This window comes from Methyloversatilis discipulorum (assembly GCF_000385375.1).
In the GTDB taxonomy this organism is placed as follows: Bacteria; Pseudomonadota; Gammaproteobacteria; order Burkholderiales; family Rhodocyclaceae; genus Methyloversatilis; species Methyloversatilis discipulorum_A.
Genome location: NZ_ARVV01000001.1, coordinates 2656764 through 2676587, shown reverse-complemented (window position 1 = coordinate 2676587; position 19824 = coordinate 2656764). Strand labels below are relative to the sequence as shown.

At 66.5% G+C, this 19824-nt stretch carries 17 protein-coding genes and 3 tRNA genes; 16 read left to right on the top strand and 4 right to left on the bottom strand.

Annotated elements, in window-relative coordinates; all coding sequences use genetic code 11:
* Positions 1-78 precede the first annotated feature (78 nt).
* The 15 genes from lepA to METRZ18153_RS0112515 all read left to right on the top strand — a co-directional run bounded on the left by lepA (position 79) and on the right by METRZ18153_RS0112515 (position 12690).
* A complete protein-coding gene (gene lepA, locus METRZ18153_RS0112585) occupies positions 79-1872 on the top strand; it encodes a translation elongation factor 4 (protein ID WP_020165059.1) in 1794 nt (597 codons plus the stop codon).
* A gap of 69 nt (positions 1873-1941) precedes the next feature.
* Positions 1942-2754: a signal peptidase I gene (gene lepB, locus METRZ18153_RS0112580; protein WP_020165058.1), complete on the top strand. Its 813-nt coding sequence runs from the start codon at positions 1942-1944 to the stop codon at positions 2752-2754.
* A 44-nt stretch (positions 2755-2798) separates the two neighbouring features.
* Entirely contained in the window at positions 2799-3164 is a 366-nt protein-coding gene (locus METRZ18153_RS0112575; RefSeq protein ID WP_020165057.1) for a DUF4845 domain-containing protein, read from the top strand.
* A 4-nt stretch (positions 3165-3168) separates the two neighbouring features.
* The gene (rnc, locus tag METRZ18153_RS0112570; protein WP_020165056.1) at positions 3169-3846 is read left to right on the top strand and encodes a ribonuclease III; all 678 of its coding nucleotides are present in this window, start codon (positions 3169-3171) and stop codon (positions 3844-3846) included.
* Complete coding sequence (gene era, locus METRZ18153_RS0112565; protein ID WP_020165055.1) at positions 3843-4733, top strand: GTPase Era; 891 nt, start codon at positions 3843-3845, stop codon at positions 4731-4733. The genes rnc and era overlap by 4 nt, the downstream gene beginning before the upstream one ends.
* 58 nt (positions 4734-4791) lie before the next feature.
* A complete protein-coding gene (gene recO / locus METRZ18153_RS0112560) occupies positions 4792-5523 on the top strand; it encodes a DNA repair protein RecO (protein ID WP_029143740.1) in 732 nt (243 codons plus the stop codon).
* A gap of 2 nt (positions 5524-5525) precedes the next feature.
* Positions 5526-6281: a pyridoxine 5'-phosphate synthase gene (locus METRZ18153_RS0112555; RefSeq protein ID WP_020165053.1), complete on the top strand. Its 756-nt coding sequence runs from the start codon at positions 5526-5528 to the stop codon at positions 6279-6281.
* Entirely contained in the window at positions 6278-6667 is a 390-nt protein-coding gene (gene acpS / locus METRZ18153_RS0112550) for a holo-ACP synthase (protein ID WP_020165052.1), read from the top strand. Before METRZ18153_RS0112555 ends, acpS begins: the two co-directional genes overlap by 4 nt.
* Entirely contained in the window at positions 6664-7698 is a 1035-nt protein-coding gene (gene nagZ, locus METRZ18153_RS0112545; protein ID WP_232416043.1) for a beta-N-acetylhexosaminidase, read from the top strand. Before acpS ends, nagZ begins: the two co-directional genes overlap by 4 nt.
* Before the next feature lie 8 nt (positions 7699-7706).
* Positions 7707-9494, top strand: coding sequence for an excinuclease ABC subunit UvrC (gene uvrC / locus METRZ18153_RS0112540; RefSeq protein WP_198291252.1), 1788 nt, complete (start codon positions 7707-7709; stop codon positions 9492-9494).
* A gap of 5 nt (positions 9495-9499) precedes the next feature.
* Positions 9500-10072 carry a CDP-diacylglycerol--glycerol-3-phosphate 3-phosphatidyltransferase gene (gene pgsA, locus METRZ18153_RS0112535; protein ID WP_020165049.1) on the top strand — a complete coding sequence of 191 codons (573 nt, stop codon included), beginning with the start codon at positions 9500-9502 and terminating at the stop codon, positions 10070-10072.
* Between the two features lie 71 nt (positions 10073-10143).
* Positions 10144-10219, top strand: a tRNA-Gly gene (locus METRZ18153_RS0112530).
* A gap of 66 nt (positions 10220-10285) precedes the next feature.
* Positions 10286-10359, top strand: a tRNA-Cys gene (locus METRZ18153_RS0112525).
* Between the two features lie 32 nt (positions 10360-10391).
* A tRNA-Gly gene (locus METRZ18153_RS0112520) sits at positions 10392-10467 on the top strand.
* Between the two features lie 174 nt (positions 10468-10641).
* A complete protein-coding gene (locus tag METRZ18153_RS0112515) occupies positions 10642-12690 on the top strand; it encodes an extracellular solute-binding protein (protein WP_020165048.1) in 2049 nt (682 codons plus the stop codon).
* 20 nt (positions 12691-12710) lie between these two features.
* Here METRZ18153_RS0112515 and METRZ18153_RS0112510 read toward each other — a convergent pair whose 3' ends face one another.
* From METRZ18153_RS0112510 to METRZ18153_RS0112495, 4 genes are all read right to left on the bottom strand, one after another.
* A complete protein-coding gene (locus METRZ18153_RS0112510; protein ID WP_020165047.1) occupies positions 12711-16442 on the bottom strand; it encodes a response regulator in 3732 nt (1243 codons plus the stop codon).
* Positions 16443-16572: 130 nt separating this feature from the next.
* On the bottom strand, positions 16573-17667 hold the full coding sequence (locus METRZ18153_RS0112505; RefSeq protein ID WP_020165046.1) for a calcium/sodium antiporter: 1095 nt from the start codon (positions 17665-17667) through the stop codon (positions 16573-16575).
* Positions 17664-18227, bottom strand: coding sequence for a DNA-deoxyinosine glycosylase (locus tag METRZ18153_RS0112500; protein ID WP_020165045.1), 564 nt, complete (start codon positions 18225-18227; stop codon positions 17664-17666). Before METRZ18153_RS0112500 ends, METRZ18153_RS0112505 begins: the two co-directional genes overlap by 4 nt.
* A gap of 5 nt (positions 18228-18232) precedes the next feature.
* Entirely contained in the window at positions 18233-19105 is an 873-nt protein-coding gene (locus METRZ18153_RS0112495; protein ID WP_020165044.1) for a tetratricopeptide repeat protein, read from the bottom strand.
* Positions 19106-19410: 305 nt separating this feature from the next.
* Here METRZ18153_RS0112495 and METRZ18153_RS0112490 point away from each other — a divergent pair, with 305 nt between their 5' ends.
* Positions 19411-19815, top strand: coding sequence for a hypothetical protein (locus METRZ18153_RS0112490; RefSeq protein ID WP_029143738.1), 405 nt, complete (start codon positions 19411-19413; stop codon positions 19813-19815).
* The last annotated feature ends 9 nt before the right edge of the window (positions 19816-19824 follow it).

Genomic DNA, 19824 nt, shown 5'->3' with positions numbered 1-19824 from the left:
CACAGGGGTGCCCGCCACGGCGCCCTTTTTTGTTTTCCGCCGCCCTTTTTTGATTCCGTTCCCGATTCCATTCGACTGATGCAGCACATCCGAAATTTTTCCATCATCGCCCACATCGATCACGGCAAGTCCACGCTGGCGGACCGGCTGATCCAGCGCTGCGGCGGCCTGTCCGACCGCGAGATGGAGGCGCAGGTGCTTGACTCGATGGATCTGGAGCGCGAGCGCGGCATCACCATCAAGGCGCAGACTGCTGCGCTGTCGTACAAGGCCAAGAACGGTCAGGTCTACAACCTGAACCTGATCGATACCCCGGGGCACGTCGACTTTTCCTACGAGGTCAGCCGCTCGCTGTCCGCCTGCGAAGGCGCGCTGCTGGTGGTCGACGCCTCTCAGGGGGTCGAGGCGCAGACGGTCGCCAACTGCTACACCGCGCTCGACCTCGGCGTCGAGGTGGTGCCGGTGCTGAACAAGATGGACCTGCCGCAGGCAGATCCGGACAACGCGAAACAGGAAGTCGAGGACGTGATCGGCATCGACGCGACCGACGCCATTCCGTGTTCGGCCAAGACCGGCATGGGCATCGACGACATCCTCGAAGCGGTGATCGCGCGCATTCCGGCGCCCAAGGGCGACCCGGACGCGCCGCTGAAGGCGCTCATCATCGATTCCTGGTTCGACAATTATGTCGGCGTGGTCATGCTCGTGCGCGTGGTCGATGGCGCGCTGAAGCCCAAGGACAGGATGCTGCTGATGTCGACCGGTGCCCAGTACCAGTGCGACCAGGTCGGCGTGTTCACGCCGAAATCGGTGCAGAAGACCAGTCTGTCGGCGGGCGAGGTGGGCTTCATCATTTCCGGCATCAAGGAACTGCAGGCCGCCAAGGTCGGCGACACCATCACGCTGGCTGACCGCCGCGCCGACGCGCCGCTGCCCGGCTTCAAGGAAATCAAGCCGCAGGTGTTCGCCGGTCTGTACCCGGTCGAGGCCAGCGAGTACGACCAGTTGCGCGAGTCGCTGGAAAAGCTCAAGCTGAACGACGCCTCGCTGCAGTACGAGCCGGAGGTGTCGCAGGCGCTGGGCTTCGGTTTCCGCTGCGGCTTCCTCGGCATGCTGCACATGGAAATCGTGCAGGAGCGGCTGGAGCGTGAATTCGACATGGACCTGATCACGACGGCGCCGACCGTGGTGTACGAGGTGCTGATGAACGACGGCAGCGTCGTCATGGTCGAGAACCCGTCCAAGCTGCCGGAAACGTCCAAGGTCGCCGAAATCCGCGAACCCATCATCAAGGCGGTCATCTTCATGCCGCAGGATTACCTGGGTGCGGTGATCACGCTGTGCGAGCAGAAGCGTGGCCAGCAGGTGAACATGCTCTACCACGGTCGCCAGGTGCAGCTGACCTATGACCTGCCGATGGCCGAAGTGGTGTTCGACTTCTTCGACAAGCTGAAGTCGGTGTCACGCGGCTACGCCTCGCTCGACTACGAGTTCAAGGAATACCGCGCCGCCGACGTGGTGAAGCTCGATCTGATGGTGGCCGGCGAGAAGGTCGATGCGCTGTCGGTCATCGTGCACCGCGCCAACGCGCAGTTCCGTGGCCGCGAGGTGGCGGCCAAGATGCGCGAACTGATTCCGCGCCAGATGTTCGACGTGCCGGTGCAGGCGGCGATCGGCGCCCACATCATCGCGCGCGAAACGATCAAGGCGCTGCGCAAGAACGTGCTGGCCAAGTGCTACGGCGGCGACATCACGCGGAAGAAGAAGCTGCTTGAAAAGCAGAAGGCCGGCAAGAAGCGCATGAAACAGGTGGGCAATGTGGAAATTCCGCAGGAAGCCTTCCTCGCCGTGCTGCGCGTTGACGACAAGTAAGGACCAACAGGCTCGGACGACAAACGAGGCATCCGCCCGGATGCCCGACAATACGACTGGATTTCCATCTTGAATTTCGCACTGATTCTTTTTGTGCTGTGTGTGCTCACGGGCATTCTGTGGGTGATGGACAAGGCAGTGTTTGCCAAGCAGCGCCCGGCCGGCACCCCCGACCCGTGGTGGGTCGAATACGGTGCCAGCTTCTTCCCCGTCATCATCGTCGTATTCACGCTGCGCAGTTTCGTCGTCGAGCCCTTCCGCATTCCGTCCGGTTCGATGATTCCGACCCTGCTGGTGGGCGACTTCATCCTGGTGAACAAGTACACCTACGGCGTGCGGCTGCCGGTGCTCAACACCAAGATCGTCGACATGAATGACCCGCAGCGCGGCGATGTAATGGTGTTCCGCTACCCGGCCGATCCGTCGGTCGACTACATCAAGCGCGTGGTCGGCCTGCCGGGCGACAAGATCGCCTACCAGAACAAGCGACTCACCATCAACGGCGTCGAGGTGCCGGTGAAGGCGCAGGAGGACTACTTCCACAAGGAACGTGCCTACTATTCCAACCGTTACTCGGAAACGCTGGGCGAGGTCGAACATTCCATCCTGAACGACCGCGACGCACGCGCCGACGTACCGATGCCGCTCGATTTTCCGGGGCGCGAGAACTGTGTCTACAATCATGAAGGGGTGCGCTGCGAGGTGCCGGCCGGCCACTATTTCGTGCTCGGCGACAACCGCGACCAGAGTGCGGACAGCCGTGTGTGGGGCTTCGTCCCCGACGCCAACATCGTCGGCAAGGCCTTCTTCGTCTGGTTCCACGCGGATGCCATCGTGCCGCCGAAGGGCATTGATTTCGGCCGCATCGGCAGCTTCCGTTGATCCGGCAGCGTCAGACAATCAGAACAGGCAACAGGGAGACAGCGATGCAGCGCAAGCAGTCCGGTCTGAGCATGGTGGGATTCATTCTGGTGGCGGGTCTGGTCGCCATCGTCGTCATCCTCGGCATGAAGTCGGTGCCGGCGGTGATCGAGTACTACACCATCCTGAAGAACGTGAAAGCCATCGTGAAGAGCGGCGAGGTCAAGGGCGGTACCGTCGCCGACTACCGCAATGCCTACGCCAAGCGCGCCATCATGGACGAGATGTCCAGCGTCACGCCGGCCGATCTCGACATCGTCAAGGACACTCAGGGCGTCGAGATTTCGTTTGCCTACCAGCGCAAGGTGCCGCTGTTCGGGCCGGTGAGCCTGCTGTTCGACTTCGAAGGGTCGGCCTCGGGGTCGAACTGACGCGTTGAACCCGGATGCCCAGATCGAGCAGGCGCTCGGCCACGTTTTCGCGTCGCGCGCACTGCTCGCTCAGGCGCTGACGCACAGCAGCTTCTCTTCTACTCACAACGAGCGGCTCGAACTGCTGGGCGATGCGGTGCTCGACTGCGTCGCCACCGATCTGCTGTTCCGCCGCTTTCCGGATGTGCCCGAAGGTCTGCTGTCGCGGCTGCGCGCGTCGCTGGTGAAGGAAGACACGCTCGCCGAAGTCGCTGCCGCCATCGCTGTCGGCGACGCGCTGCGGCTCAGTGCCGGTGAGTTGAAGACCGGCGGTCGCAGCCGTCCGGCGCTGCTGGCCAATGCGCTTGAGGCGCTGATCGGCGCGGTCTTCCTCGAAGGTGGCTACGAGGCGGCGCGCAAGGTGGTCGCGCGCCTGCTTGATGCCCGCCTGAACGCACTGAATCCCGAGCGCGACGCCCGCGACCCGAAGACGGCGCTGCAGGAGTGGCTGCACGCCCGCGCGAAGAAGCCGCCGCGCTACGAAATCGCCTCCACCTCCGGGCCGGCGCACGCGCCGGTCTTCTGCGCCGCCTGCATCGTCGAAGCCTACGGTCTGCGTACCGAAGGCGAAGGACGCAGCCGCCGCCACGCCGAGCAGGCCGCCGCCACGCGCGCACTCGAACAACTTCAGGGGCAGTCATGACCGACATCACTCATTGCGGCTTCATCGCCATCGTCGGTCGACCCAACGTCGGCAAGTCGACGCTGATGAACCGGCTGATCGGCCAGAAGGTGAGCATTACCTCGGCCAAGGCGCAGACCACGCGTCACCGCATACATGGCGTGCTGACGCGTGACGCGCACCAGTTCGTGTTCGTCGACACGCCCGGTTTCCAGACCAAGCACCGCAACGCGCTCAACCGCGTGATGAATCGCGCAGTCACGCAGGCGCTGGCCGACGTGGACGTGATCCTGTTCGTGATCGAGGCAGGTCGGCTGACCGAGGCGGACGAAGAAGTGATCGCGTTGCTGCCGAAGGACCGCCCGGTGCTGCTGCTGCTGAACAAGACCGACAAGACCGGTGACCGCGCCAAGCTGCTGCCCTTCGTCGAGCGCATCGCGAAGCTGCACGACTTCCACGCCATCATGCCGGTCAGCGCGCAGCGCGGCGACGGGCTGGACGCACTGCTGAAGGTCGCCGGCGAACTGCTGCCGGAAGGTCAGGCGATGTTCGACGCCGACGACTTTACCGACCGCAGCGAGCGCTTCCTTGCCGCCGAGTACATCCGCGAAAAGCTGTTCCGGCAACTGGGTGACGAACTGCCTTACGGCCTGGCGGTCGAGATCGAGCGCTTCGAGGCGGAAGGCAATCTGCGCCGCATCGCCGCCTGCGTCATCGTCAGCCGCGAGGCACACAAGGGCATCGTGATCGGCCAGGGCGGCGAGGTGCTGAAATCGGTGGGCTCGGCCGCGCGCAGCGATATGGAAAAGGTGTTCGGTTCCAAGGTTTTCCTCGAACTGCACGTGAAGGTGCGCAGCGGCTGGGCCGACGACGAGCGCGCGCTGAAGAGCCTGGGCTTCGAGCCATGACATCGTTGGCGATGCACGCCATCCGTGCTGACGCGCCCGGCGTCGGGAAGGCCGTGCCGTGACTTCCGGCAAGCAGCGGGTGGACGGCCAGCCGGCCTTCCTGCTGCAGTCGCATCCCTATCGCGAAACGAGCCTGGTGGTTGACGTGTTCAGCCGCGACTTCGGCCGCATCGGTCTGGTCGCGCGCGGCGCCAAGCGGCCGCGTTCGCAGCTGCGTGGCGTGCTGGTCGAATTCCAGCCGCTGGATCTGGGCTGGTTCGGTGCCGGCGAACTGCGCACGCTGGCGCGTGCCGAATGGCAGCGTGCCTGGCCCATGCTGTCCGGCCCACGTCTTCTGCTGGGCTACTATCTGAACGAATTGCTGCAGCGCCTGCTGGCGCGCGACGATGCACATCCGGCGCTGTTCGACCTGTACGCCGAAGCCGTGCAGAAGCTCGCGCTGGCGCCGGCCGAAACGGTGCGCCACGAAGCCTTGCTGCGCGGATTCGAAAAGGCACTGCTGCGCGAACTGGGCTACGGGCTGACTCTGGACCACGACGCCAACGGCGACGCGATCGATCCGGCGGCGCACTACATGTACAAGCCCGAACTCGGGCTGCTCGAAGGCGAGGGCGGTGCGGACGACGTCAGCCTGAGCGGCGCTCAGGCGCTGGCCATCCACGCCGACGATTACGCCGACGCGCAGGTCGCGCGGCTGGCAAAGACACTGATGCGCGTGCTGATCGCGCATTATCTGCAGGGACAGGAGCTGCGCACGCGGCGCGTTTTCATCGAACTACAGGATCTCTGAACATGATCGAACTGGGCGTCAATATCGACCACGTGGCCACGATACGGCAGGCGCGCCGTACCTACGAACCGGATCCGGTGTGGGCGGCGGTCGAGGCGCACCTGGGCGGTGCCGACGGCATCACCGTGCATCTGCGCGAGGACCGTCGTCACATCCAGGACGACGACGTGCGCCGGCTGCGCGATCTGGTGCACATCAAGCTCAATCTGGAAATGGCGGCCACCGAGGAGATGGTCGGCATCGCCTGCGCGCTGAAGCCGGAAATGGCCATGCTGGTGCCGGAAGGCCGGCACGAGGTGACGACCGAGGGCGGGCTGGACATCGTGTCGCAGGAAGAGCGACTGAAGGGCGTGATCGGCCGCCTGCGCGACGCCGGCATCGTCACCAGCGTGTTCATCGACGCCGAGCCGGCGCAGATCGAGGCGGCGGCCCGCATCGGCGCCCAGGTATGCGAGGTGCACACCGGTCCTTACGCGCACGCCTTCCACGGGCTGGGCCGCGACCGCGAATCGCAGGCGGTGGTGGTCGAGCTGGACAAGGTGCGTGCCGGCGGCAAGATGATCCGCGACCTCGGCATGCGCTTCAACGCGGGCCACGCGCTGAACTACGCCAACGTTCAGCCGGTGGCCGAACTGCCGGGCGTGCGCGAGCTGCACATCGGCCACGCCATCGTCAGCCGCTCGGTGTTCGTCGGCCTGCGTGAGGCGGTGCGCGAAATGAAGGCGCTGATGCGCGAGGCGGCCGGGAGGGCTGCGTGATCTTCGGCATCGGCACCGACCTCTGCGGCATCGCGCGTTTCGAGCGCATGCTGGCCGAGGATGGTGACGCCATTGCGCGGCGCATCCTAGCCGCCGCCGAAGTGTCCGACTACGAATCAGCGAAGCAGCCGGCGCATTTCCTGGCCAAGCGCTTTGCCGCCAAGGAGGCGCTGGGCAAGGCGCTGGGCACCGGCATCCGCACGCCGGTGCTGCTGCGCTCGATCGCCGTGACGCACGACGATCTGGGCAAACCGGCTTTCGCCTACGACGACACGCTGACGGCGTGGATGAGCGCACGCGGACTGCATGCCCATCTTTCGCTGTCCGACGAAACCGAACACGCGCTCGCCTTCGTGGTGGTCGAGCGCACGGAGAACATCGCATGAGAACGACCCCACCCGGACCGGTCATGATGGACGTGGCCGGCTTCGAACTGGATGCCGAAGACCGCGAACTGCTGGCTCACCCGTCGGTCGGCGGGCTTATCCTGTTTGCCCGCAACTTCCATGATGCGCAACAGCTGGCCGCGCTGACCGAAGCCATCCACGCGGTGCGCAGACCGCCGCTGCTGATCGCGGTCGACCACGAAGGCGGCCGGGTGCAGCGCTTCAAGTCCGATGGCTTCACCCATCTGCCGACAATGCGTTCGCTCGGCGCGCGCTACGAGGCGGATGCGCAGGGCGCGCTGGCCGACGCGCGCGCCGCCGGTTACGTGCTGGCGGCCGAATTGCGCGCGCTGGGCGTCGATCTGTCCTTCACGCCGGTGCTCGATCTCGACTTCGGACGCAGCGGCGTGATCGGCGATCGCGCCTTCCATCGTGACCCGGCCATCGTCGCGCCGCTGGCCGGTGCGCTGGCCGAAGGCCTGCGCGCGGCCGGGATGAAGTCGGTTGGCAAGCACTTTCCTGGCCACGGTTTCGTCGAGGCGGATTCGCACGTCGCGATTCCGGTGGACGAGCGCGATTTCGACACCATCTGGGCCGACGATATCCGCCCCTACATCGACCTCGGCAAGCAGATCGACGCAGTGATGCCGGCGCACGTGATCTATCCGGCGGTCGACCGCATGCCGGCCGGTTTTTCGCGTGCCTGGGTGCAGGGCATCCTGCGCGATAAGCTCGCCTTCGATGGCGTCGTGTTCAGCGACGACCTGTCGATGGAGGGGGCGTCGGTGGCCGGCGACGTGGTCGCGCGCGCCGAGGCCGCGTGGGACGCCGGTTGCGACATGGTGCTGGTATGCAATGCGCGCGACCAGGCCGTGAAGCTGATCGACGGCTGGCGGCCGGCATTCGACAGCGTGCGCAGCGCACGCATCGAATCGCTGATGCCGAAGCAGCCCTACGGCGACCGCACGGTGCTGGCGCAGGACGCGCGCTACCGCGATGCACTCGGCACGGTGCAGCGCCTGATCGCCTGAAGGGGACGCTGCGAGACATGGGTTTCGACGCGAAGGCCTGGCTGCCGACGGTGCCGGAAGACCCCGGTGTCTATCGCATGATAGGCGCCGACGAGGACGTGCTCTACGTCGGCAAGGCGAAGAATCTGCGCCGGCGCGTGTCGTCCTACTTCCAGCGCACGCCGTCGAGTCCGCGCATCGGCCTCATGGTGGCGCAGGTCGCGCGGGTGGACATCACCGTCGTCAGGTCGGAAGCCGAGGCCCTCATCCTCGAAAACAACCTGATCAAGAGCCTGCGGCCGAAGTACAACATCCTGTTCCGGGACGACAAGTCCTACCCCTACATCCGGATCAGCAACGACCGCTTTCCACGCATCGGTTTCTTCCGTGGCACGGTCGGGCGCGACGCGCGCTATTTCGGGCCGCTGCCCAATGTGTGGGCGGTGCGCGACACGATACAGCTGGTGCAGCGCGCCTTCCTGCTGCGCACCTGCGAGAACAGCGTGTTCGCCAACCGTTCGCGGCCCTGTCTGCTGCATCAGATCCACCGCTGTTCCGCGCCCTGCGTCGATCTCGTGTCGAAGGAGGACTACGACGAGGACGTGCGGCTGACCGCGCTCTTCCTGAACGGCCGTCACTCCGAGGTGATCGACAAGCTGTCGGCGCAGATGAATGCCGCTGCCGAAGCGCTCGCCTTCGAGAAGGCGGCGCAGATACGTGACCAGATCCGCGCGCTGTCCAAGGTGCTGCACAAGCAGTTCGCCGACAGTGCGCGCGACGAGGACCTCGACATCGTCGTCGCCATCGAGCGCGATGGGGCCGCCTGCGTCAATCACGCGATGGTGCGCGGCGGGCGCCACCTCGGCGATCACGCCCACTTCCCGGCGGCCGGGCAGGGCAGTGCGGCCGACATGCTGGTGGCCTTCCTGAGCCAGCACTACGCGAGCGGTAACGCGCCCAGGCGCATCGTCGTCAATGTGCTGCCGGAAGACGAGGTCGAAGCACCGCTGCCGGGCTCGACGCTGGCGCTCGCGCGCAACGAGCGCGAACGCGCGTGGGCCGACATGGCGCTGAAGAACGCCGAGATCGCGCTGCGCGCGAAGATCGACGCTGGCGCGCGCGCCTCGCATCGTGTCGCAGCGCTGGTCGAGGCGCTCGAACTCGATATCGCACCCGAGCGTATCGAATGCTTCGACATCAGTCACACGATGGGTGAGGCGACGGTCGCGTCCTGCGTCGTGTGGGCCAACGGCGCGATGCGCAACGGCGAGTACCGGCGCTACAACATCGACGGCATCACACCGGGTGACGACTACGCGGCAATGCGCCAGGTGCTGACTCGGCGCTACGAGAAGGTGGCGAGCGGCGAGGGGGCGCGGCCCGATCTGGTGCTGATAGACGGTGGCAAGGGCCAGCTCGGCATCGCTGTCGAAGTGATGGCCGAACTCGGGCTCGATCTGCCGCTGGTCGGTGTGGCCAAGGGCGAAGAGCGCAAGATGGGCGCCGAGGAGCTGATACGCCCGGGTGTCGCCGCAGGTCTTGTACTCGGCCCCGATCATCCGGCGCTGCACCTGATCGCCGAAATCCGTGACGAGGCTCACCGCTTCGCCATTGCCGGTCACCGCGCCAAACGCGCGAAGAAGCGGCTGACATCGACGCTGGAAGACATTCCGGGCATCGGACCGGCGCGCCGCAAGCGCCTGCTTACGACCTTCGGCGGGCTGGCCGGCGTGCGCAATGCCACGGTCGAAGATCTGTGCCGAGTCGAAGGCATCAGCCGCAAGCTCGCCGAACAGATACAGCGGCAGTTAAACTAGGGCTCATGTTTACGCTGCCAACCGCGCTCACCTGGGCGCGCATCCTGCTCATCCCGCTTTTCGTCGGTGTGTTCTTCCTGCCTGACCAGACGCTGATCATGCCGGACAAGAACCTGATCGCCACCGTCGTGTTCGTCGTCGCCGCCATTACCGACTGGCTGGACGGCTACCTCGCGCGCACGCTGAACCAGACCTCCGCCTTCGGCGCTTTCCTCGACCCGGTGGCCGACAAGCTCATGGTGGCGGCTGCGCTGATCATGCTGGTCGAGCTGTCGCGGACCAGTACGGTCATCGCGCTCATCATCATCGGTCGCGAAATCACGATTTCGGCGCTGCGCGAGTGGATGGCCAAGGTGGGTGCATCGCGCAGCGTTGCCGTGTCGATGATAGGCAAGGTGAAGACGACGGCGCAGATGATTGCGATCCCCATGCTTTTGTACTATGAACCGCTGTTCGGCATCGACGTGGGCTTCATCGGCAGCAAGTTGATCTGGATCGCCGCGGTGCTGACCGTGTGGTCCATGGTGTACTACATGCGAAAGGCATGGCCCGAGCTGCGTGCGCGCAAGGCGATCTGAGCGCGCCACAAAAATCTTCGGCGCGAAGTGTTGACAGCTTTTTCGGCAGGCCTATAATGCGCGCCTGTCTTGCGGGAATAGCTCAGTTGGTAGAGCGCAACCTTGCCAAGGTTGAGGTCGCGAGTTCGAGCCTCGTTTCCCGCTCCAAGATTTGAAAAAGGGGAAGTTCTTCTTCCCCTTTTTATTTGCAGCCCCTGACCGGGCTGCACCACCGGCGAGGTGGCAGAGTGGTCATGCAGCGGCCTGCAAAGCCGTGGACGCCGGTTCGATTCCGACCCTCGCCTCCAGGACAATTCGGTCGGCGCGCAAGTGCCGATACGCGGGAATAGCTCAGTTGGTAGAGCGCAACCTTGCCAAGGTTGAGGTCGCGAGTTCGAGCCTCGTTTCCCGCTCCAACACCCAGAACGGGGACGCCTTTCGAGGCGTCCCCGTTCTGCTTTCTGCGCCCTCAATCCCCATCCTGTCCGTCGATCGCGGCGATCGTGCGCCGGCGTGTCGTAATGGCGATGCGCCCCCGCCGACAGCGCGATATGCTGAGCCGCTATGCATAGGCCTGAGGTGCAGCATCCGTGCGTCCGCTCCAGTTCCGCTCACTCCTGCGCCTGCTGTGCGGGGTCGCGCTGTCGCTCGGTGCGTCCGTGGCCACGGCTGCGGGCACGGTTCGCCTGGTCGCTGCCGAACTGTCGCCGTACATCGGTCCGACGCATGCGCGCGAGGGCTATGTGGCGGAACTGGTGCGTGCCGCTTTCGAGCGCGTCGGCTACACGGTGGACATCCGCTTCTATCCGCCGGCACGCGCCCGCAGCGTCGCGGCGTCGGGGGAGGTCGACGGACTGTTGCCAGCGCCTGACTCCGGTTCGCTGGCGGGCGAGTTCGTGCTCTCCGCGCCATTTCCCGGCGCCAACGGCGGTCTGCTGAAGAAGCGCTCGCTTGCAGTTCCCTATCCGGCCGACGCGGCGACGCGACCGCTGGACACGCTGCGCCAGCTGTCGCACCTGCGCTTTGGTGCCGTGCGCGGCGCATCGGTGTCGGCAGCGTTCGACGGCGCGGATTTCCTCAAGCGCGAGTACGTCGATCGCGATCTGCAGAACCTGGACAAGCTGGCACTGGGCCGCATCGATCTGATGGTGGTCGACAAATTCCGCGCCAGCGATCTGATGATCCTGCACCGGCCGCACCTGATCGGCCAGCTCGAATTTCTGCGGCCACCCCTGTTCCGCAGCGATTTTCACGTCGCCTTCTCGCGGCGCGCGCCGCGGCACGAGCGGCTGCGTGCGGACTTCAACCGCGGGCTGTCGGCGCTGGTGCGTGAAGGGCGCGTCGAGGACATCCTGACGCGGCACGGGCTGAGCGTGCGCAAGCCACAGGCCTCGGGGCGCGACGTGATCACGGTGGGCACGGTCAACAATCCGGACATGCTGCTGCTGAAGTCGCTGTCCGCCGAGTTCATGCGCCAGAACCCGGGCGTGCGGATCGAATGGCGGGTGCTGGATGAGAACTCGCTGCGCACGCGTCTGATGACCGATCTGGCGATTGCCGACGGCCAGTTCGACGTGATGACCATCGGCTCCTACGAGGCGCCGCTGTGGGCCGCGCGCGGCTGGCTTACGCCGTTCCGCGATCTGTCGGCCGGCTATCGCGCCGACGACCTGCTGGCGCCGGTCCGTGACAGCCTGTCCTATCGCGGCGAGCTGTATGCCTTGCCCTTCTATGCCGAGAGCTCGATGACCTTCTACCGGCGCGATCTGTTCCGCGCCGCTGACGTCGTCATGCCGGCGCAGCCGACCTACACCGACATCCGGCAGCTGGCGGCGCGGCTGCACGATCCGGCCAAGGGCATCTACGGCATCTGCCTGCGCGGGCGCCCCGGCTGGGGCGAGAACGTGCCGGTGCTCACGACCATGGTGAATACCTTCGGCGGCCGCTGGTTCGACCCGCAGTGGCGACCGGAAATCGACAGCGCACCGTGGCGCGAGGCGGCGTCGCTCTACCTCGACCTGATGCGACGCTACGGCCCGCCCGACGCGCATCTCAACGGCTTTCCGGAAACGCTCGACCTGTTTGCCCGCGGCCGCTGCGCGATGTGGATCGATGCCACGGTGGCGGCCGGCATGCTGTTCGATCCGCGGACCTCTTCGGTTGCCGCCAGCCTGGGCTTTGCGCCGGCGCCGGTCGAGCGCGTACGGGACGGCGCGAACTGGCTGTGGGTGTGGTCGCTGGCGGTGCCCGATTCGTCGCCGAACAAGGCGCTGGCGCGCCGCTTCGTCGAGTGGGCGACGTCGGCCGATTACATCCGTTTGGTGGCGGCGCGCCGGGGCTGGGTCGCGGTGCCGCCGGGCACCCGGCAGTCGACCTACGATGCACCCGGCTATCGCGACGCCGCGCCCTTCTCGCGCTTCGTGAACGAAGCCATCGCCGGTTCGCATACGCGACTGCCGGGGCGCCATTACAGCGGCGTTCAGTGGGTCGGCATCGCGGAATTTCCCGCCATCGGCCATGCAGTCGGCTCCGAGCTGGCGCGTGCCCTGCAGGGCGAGCAGGACGTGGATACCGCGCTGCGCAGAGCGCAGGCCGAGGTGACGCGGCTGATGCGTGATTCGGGCTATCTGAAGCCCTAAGTGAGGCCCTAAGTGAGGCCCTAGATCTGGCCCTCGACCCCGCTCGCGTCCGCTGCGCCAGCGGCGATCGTGGCACGCAGCTGCGCCAGCTGCAGCAGGGCGGCGTCGAAGTCGTAGCGCACCATCGCGCGCGACATCTGCCGCAGGACCACCAGGAGGTCGGCCGGCTGAGGGCGTGCCAGCAGGCGGGTGATCGCCTCCTGCGCGTCACTGTCGTTGCTGCTCAGCAGGGCGTGCAGCGTGTCCAGCTCGGTGGCCGACGGTGGGGCGAGCGAGCCGGCGTCCGCCTGCACCCTCATCGCCTCGACGGTGGCGGCGAAGATGGGTGTGCTGTCCGTCATCGCAGCGTCGATCGCTGCCGGATCGCCTGTACGGCAGGCCATTTCAACGGCGTCCAGCGCCGTGCTCAGGGCGCGCGCCCCGAGCGTCGCCGCGCTGCCCTTGTGCCGGTGAGCCAGCTGCCCGAGGGTGTCGAAGTCGCGATCGCCCCAAGCCTGCTTCAGCTGCGTCTGCGCGGCGTCGGCGCTGTCGAGGAACATGCCGAGCACGCGTCGATAAGTCGCGCTGGCGCCATTCATGCTGCGCAGTGCGGCGGCGGTGTCGAGCAGCGGCGTGGCGTCGGCGGTCGGTGCGGAGCTGCCCGCTGCCGGTTCCGCCAGCGGCACGCTGCCCAGCCAACGCGTCAGCGTGCGCAGCAATTCGTCGACGTCGACCGGCTTGGTCACGTGGTCGTCCATGCCGGCCGCGCGCGTCTGTTCCCGTTCCCACGGCATGGCACCGGCGGTCATCGCGATCACCGGCAGTTTGTTCAGCCGCTCGCGACGGCGGATTTCGCGGGTTGCTTCGAGGCCGTCCATCACCGGCATCTGCACGTCCATCAGCACGCAGTCGAATTCCTCCGCGTCGAGCCGTCGCAACGCTTCGGCGCCGTTCTCGGCGACGGTGACGCGGACCCCGGCACCGGTCAGGATTTCGACGCCCAGTTCCTGGTTGATCGGATTGTCCTCGACCAGCAGCACGCGGCGTCCGCGCAGTGCGTCGCTGCGGAAGCTGCCGGGCGCGTCGCCGCTGCTGCCTTCGGCGGCGACCTGATGACCGAGCGCCGAGACGATGGCGTCGTAGAGCGACGAGGTGCTGGCCGGCTTGGTGAGTACGCCGGCGATGGCCAGACCGGCGCCGGCATGCTGCAGGTCGTCCGCGCGATAGGCGCTCACCATGACGACTGCCGGCGGATGCGCGAGATCGTCGCAGGACTGCACGCGACGGATCAGTTCGATGCCGTCCATGCCCGGCATCTTCCAGTCGCACACGAGCAGCGCGAACGGTGGCCGGCTGCGCAGCAGTTCGATCGCCTGCGGGCCGGACTGCGCGCGCTCGGTACTCAGGCCGAGGTGTTCGAGGTCGCGGCAGAGTATCTGCAGCGCTTCCGGGTTGTCGTCGACCACCAGCACGCGACGCTTGTGCAGCGCCGACGGCAGCGTCCGCAGGGCGCTGTCCGGCAGCTCGCCGGTCTCGAAGCGTGCGGTGAAAGTGAAGGTACTGCCCTGGCCTTCCACACTGTGCGCGCTCAGCGTGCCGCCCATCAGCTCTGCCAGACGCCGGCTGATCGCGAGGCCGAGACCGGTGCCGCCGAAGCGCCGAGAAATCGAGGTGTCGCCCTGCATGAAGGGGCGGAACAGGCCGCCCAGCTGATCGGCACTCATGCCGATGCCGGTATCGCGCACGCCGAAAGCCAGCGTCGCATGCTGGCTGTCGCGCGCAATGACGCGGCAGGACACCAGCACTTCGCCGCGCTCGGTGAACTTGATCGCGTTGCCGGCCAGATTGGTCAGGATCTGGCCCATGCGCAGCGGGTCGCCGACCAGCACCGGTGGCACGTCGGGCGCGACGTCGAACAGCAGGTCCAGACCCTTTTCCTCGGCGCGCAGCGACACGACGGACAGCAGCGATTCAAATACGCGGTCCAGCCGGAAAGGCACCGATTCGATGGTGATCTGGCCCGCCTCGACCTTCGAGAAATCGAGGATGTCGTTCAGGATGCCCAGCAGAGCCACCGCCGACGCGTTCGCCTTCGATACGAAATTGCGTTGTCTGGCGGTCAGTTCGGTCTGCAGCGCCAGCCGCGTCATGCCGATGACGGCGTTCATCGGCGTGCGGATTTCGTGGCTCATGTTGGCCAGGAATTCGCTGCGCGCCTGCGCCGCACTCTCGGCGGCGAGGCGCGCAGCGATCAGGGCCTGTTCCGCTTCACGCCGCGGTGTGATGTCGATCGAGAAGGCGATGTAGTGCGCAGCACCGCCGTCGGCCAGCGGATCGAAATAGATGCCGATTTCGACCGGCACGACGCGGCCGTCGCCCCGCCGGGCATCGGCCTCTATCCGTGCCTGGCCCTGCGCGCGCAGCGCCGGTTCGAGCGCGCCCAGGCGTGTGCCTGTGAAGTCGTCGATCACGCTGTGTGCCGGCATGCCGAGCAGACGTTCGCGCGGATAGCCATAGAGCGTGCAGGCGTGATCGTTCACGTAGCTGAAACAGCCGCTGGCGGTGTCGATCCACTGGATCGCGACACCCGCGTGATCGAGCGCGAACTGGGTTTCCTCCAGCCGGCGATTGGCCGCTTCGAGCTCAGCCGTGCGGCTGGACACCAGTTCTTCGAGGTGGTCGCGGTGGCGCGCCAGCTCCTCTTCAGCGCGGGTGCGGTCGGTGATGTCGTTGAGCACCGTGATGTTGGGGTCATCGGCCAGCATGCCACCGATCTCGACGATCTTGCGGCTGCCGTCCTTGCAGGTCACCACATAGGGGCGGGCGCGCACCAGTCCGGACGTGCCCTGCGCGCTCGCCAGCTCCTGCCCCCAGGTCTGCAGGACCTCGGCGCGATAGGCTGGGTCCGGGTAGGCCAGTCCGAACCAGGTGTGCGCGTCCGGAATGTCTTCGAGCGTGTAGCCGAAGGTGTCCACGAAGCAGTCGTTCACGTACAGGATGCGACCGTCGCGATCGAACAGGCTGATCGGCAGAGGCAGCAGGCGGATCACCCGCCGGAAGCGTTCGTTCGAACGTTCGAGTTCGGCGTTGCGCGCTTCAAGTTGCGTCACCATGGCGTCGACCGACTGCGTCAGCCGCTGCAGTTCGCCGAGGAAGCTCAGATCGCCCAGCGCGGTGGTGGACCGCCCGTGCCGCGCCACCTCGTCGGCATGGCGCTCGACCAGACGCAGTGGCTGCAGCACCATGCGCTGCAGCGCGATATAGAGCGCCAGCGTCAGCACCACATCGAGCAGCACGGTGAACAGCACCATGGTGGCCAGTGCGCTGCGCAGGTCCTGGTCGACGAAACGCGGACTGCCGATGACGCGTACCTGGCCGATGCGCTGCTCGCCGAAGCTCACCGGCTGCTCGGTGACGAACAGGCCCGTGCTGTCGATGTCGCCATCGACCGACTGCAGTTCCCAGTCCTCGTTGCGCTGCAGTGCGAAACGTGCGGTGTCCAGCTGCACGACGACGCCATAGATCGAGCGGTCGCGCATGCGGCTTTCCATCAGCTTGCGCACCTGTTCGTACTCGAGATTCCACGCCGCCGGCGCCAGACCGACCGCGAGCTGGTCGGCGGCCAGTTCGATCGAGCGCTCGAATTCGCCATGCTCGGCGACGCTGTACGCTCGATAGGCCAGCGCGCCGACCGCTGCCAGCAGCACCGACACGGTGGTGACGATGAGTACGATCAGCAGCCCTGCAATCGATGTCGGCCGGCGAAGCGTCATCGTTTACATGCACCTGTGCGGCGTGCTGTCGGCAATGGCGTCGATCGGCTCATCTGTCCAGTATGCCTGCGGATTGCTTGCGCGATGCTGACGGCGTGCACGCCGCTGAAGTACGGCCGGGCGAGACCCGCTAGCTGCGGCGGCTCTGCCAGTGGCGCACGCTGATGACGATCAGCGTCACCGCCGTCAGCGGCAGCGCGATGGTCTGCATCACGAATGCGTAATCGGCGAGATTGTCATGGTCCTTGGCCGCGAGGATCAGATAGAGCGTGTAGGCACAGTAGTAGGCGAAGAAGAGGCCGCCCTCCCAGCGCGCGATCAGGTTGCCGGTGGCGAAGATGGGCAGGCAGGCGATGCAGACGGCCACCATGACCGGGATGTCGAAGGACAGCATGGCCGAACCCAGGACGAGGTCGTCCGGTGCGACCACGGCGGACAGGCCGAGCGCACCGAGCAGGTTGAAGGTGTTGCTACCCACCACGTTGCCAACCGCGATGTCGCGCTGACCGCGCAGTGCGGCGGTGATCGAGGCCGCCACCTCGGGCAGCGAGGTGCCGGCGGCGACCACGGTCAGACCGATCACGGTGTCGCTGATGCCCAGATGACGGGCGAACACGATGGCGGCGTCGACCATCAGGTTGGAGCCGACGACCAACAGGCCCAGACCGCCGGCGATCAGCGCAAGCTGCACCGGCAGCTTGGCGTCCCAGGCTTCGGGATGAGCTGCGATTTCCTCGCTGTGCAGGCTTTCCGCGTATTCCTCGCCCAGGCCGGCGTTCTGGCGACGGCTCTGCACGATCAGGAAAGCGGTGTAGGCGATCAGCAGGCCGAACAGCAGACCGCCCTCGGCACGCGACAGGCCGCCGTCCAGCGTCAGGCCGGCGAACAGCAGCGAGGCGCCGATCATGATCGGCACCTCCTGCCGTATCAGCTGCTTGTCGACCAGCAGCGGCGTGATCAGCGCCGACAGTCCGAGGATGAACAGCACGTTGAAGATGTTGCTGCCCACCACGTTGGCGACCGCCATATCGGTCTTGCCCGCCCAGGCCGACTGCACCGACACCGCCATTTCCGGCGAGCTGGTGCCGAAGGCGACGATGGTGAGCCCGACCACCAGCGGCGAGATGCCGAAGGACAGGGCCAGTTTCGAGGCGCCGCGCACCAGCAGTTCGGCGCCGGCGATCAGTGCGCCCAGGCCGAGCGCGAACAGGAGCAGGGTGGTCATGTGTGAACGGTGTCGGTTGAAAGCGGCGCTTCGACCGCGGACGTGCACAGGGGTTGCAGCGCCGCACGCCAGCGCGCGAGCTTTTCCTGCGCACCCATGCCGGCGTGCGCCGGGCTGGTCGAGGGCAGGCGTCGCAGATCGAGCGCCCGCACAGGAGGCTGCAGATGCGGCATCACGTCACGGCGGAAGTGCTTTTCCGCCGTGCCGCCATTGAAGGCGATGCGCACGATGCCCGGGTGCGCATCGAGAAAGGCGGCGAAGTCGTTGGCCTGCGCGCTGCGGACGTCGATCGCGGCGTCCAGGCTGCCCGCGCGCTCGCAGCTTTCGAGCACGTCCCACAGTGCAATGCCCGCGCGTGTCAGTGCGCGCAGCCGCTCGGCGTAAGGCAGGTCGGGACCGGCGCCGAACAGCGCACCCATGATGGGCCAGAACTGGTTGCGTGGATGGGCGTAGTAGCGCTGCGCGGTCAGCGAGGCCACGCCGGGCATGGAGCCCAGGATCAGCACGCGCGCGGTGTCCGGATCGGCCACCGGCGGAAAGCAGCGTATCCGCTCCACCATCGTCGTCAGCGGTTGAGCACGGCGGCCAGCTCGCGCCGGTAGCGACGTACCCGTTCGTCGCCCGAGCCGAGCAACGCGAACAGGTCGAGCAGCGCGCGACGGCCGGCGTCGTCGTCGAAGCTGCGGTCACGGCGTACCACTTCCAGCGCCTGTTCCATCGCTTCCTCCCATTGTTCGCGCGCGGCGAGCTCTGCAACGAAGGCGAGGCGGGCGCTCAGGTCGCCCGGATTGCGCGCGATGCGGGCGGCGTAGTTCTCGTCGCCGTCGCCCGGCTGGCGGCGTGCGATGGCGATGCGCGCATACAGCGTGCCGATGCGAGCACGGTCTTCCTGCTCGTAGGGCAGCGCGTCGAGTGCGGACTGGGCGTCGTCGAGCCGGCCGAGCGCAATCAGTGCCTCGACCCGGCCGAGCACCGCCGGTTCGAATCCAGGATCGATGGCCAGTGCGCCCTGGAACAGGCCGAGCGAAGCGGTGGTATCGCCGCGGGCGAGCGCGGCCTGCGCCTCTTCGAAGGCCGACAGGGCCGGCGACGGCAGCAGCGCGTCCATGAAATCGCGCAGTTCGCGGTCCGGCAGAACGCCGGTGAATTCATCGACCACCACGCCGCCAACAAAGGCCTTCACGTTGGGGATGCCGCGCACGCCGAAGCGGCGCGCCAGTTCCGGGTTGTCGTCCGAATTGATCTTGGCCAGACGCACCCGGCCGGCGTAGTCGGCGGCCAGCGCCTCCAGTCTGGGGGTCAGGACACGACAGGGCTGACACCAAGGCGCCCAGAAGTCGACCAGTACCGGCATGCGCTGCGATACGTCGATCACGTCGCGCTGGAAATTGGTCAGGTTCGCGTCGATCACGTCGGGGAGGGGGACAACGGCGGACATCGTGCTTCGGCTCCTTTTCGCGCGGCGCTCGCCTGCCGGCAGGCCGGTCGGCGTGCGGGTGCAGTGCCCGGGCGAGCATGCCGCAGATGCAGATGCTATTGCGAAGCGGGCGTCTTCCGCCAGTTCAGCGCGTCCGACAGCTGCGGGCGGTGTTCTCCTACATGGCGTGCCCCGGCGTCTTACGCGCCATCAGTGCCGCGGCGGCTAGGCTGAAGTCATCGGGGCGCGGCCCTGGTTGTGCTGCCTCTGAACATCCGACGGCCTCGTTTGACGGGGCCTTCATCAAACGAATCAAGGAGTGTCCAATGAAGACTCAAGCCCGATTGCTGACCGTGCTGTGCTCGATGGCCCTGACCGCTTTCTCGATGCCTGCCGCATCCGCCGACGTCGAAGACCGTATCGAGGCGCAGACCGAGGCTCAGTACGACGCGGCGAAGAAGCGCGCCGACATGGATTACGAAGCGGCGAAAACCCGCTGCGACGCGCTCGATTCAAGCGCCAAGAAGACCTGCGTTAAGGAAGCCAAGGCTGCGCGTGAGTCGGCCATGGCCGACGCCAAGGTGAGACGCAAGGCCGGCGAAGAGCGGGCCGATACCGCCGAGGACCGTCTCGAAGCCCAGTATGCGGCCGCCAAGGCCCGCTGCAATGAAATGAGCGGCAACGCCAAGGATGCGTGCGTCGAGCAGGCCAAGGCCCGCTTCCAGCAGTAAGCGCGCAGG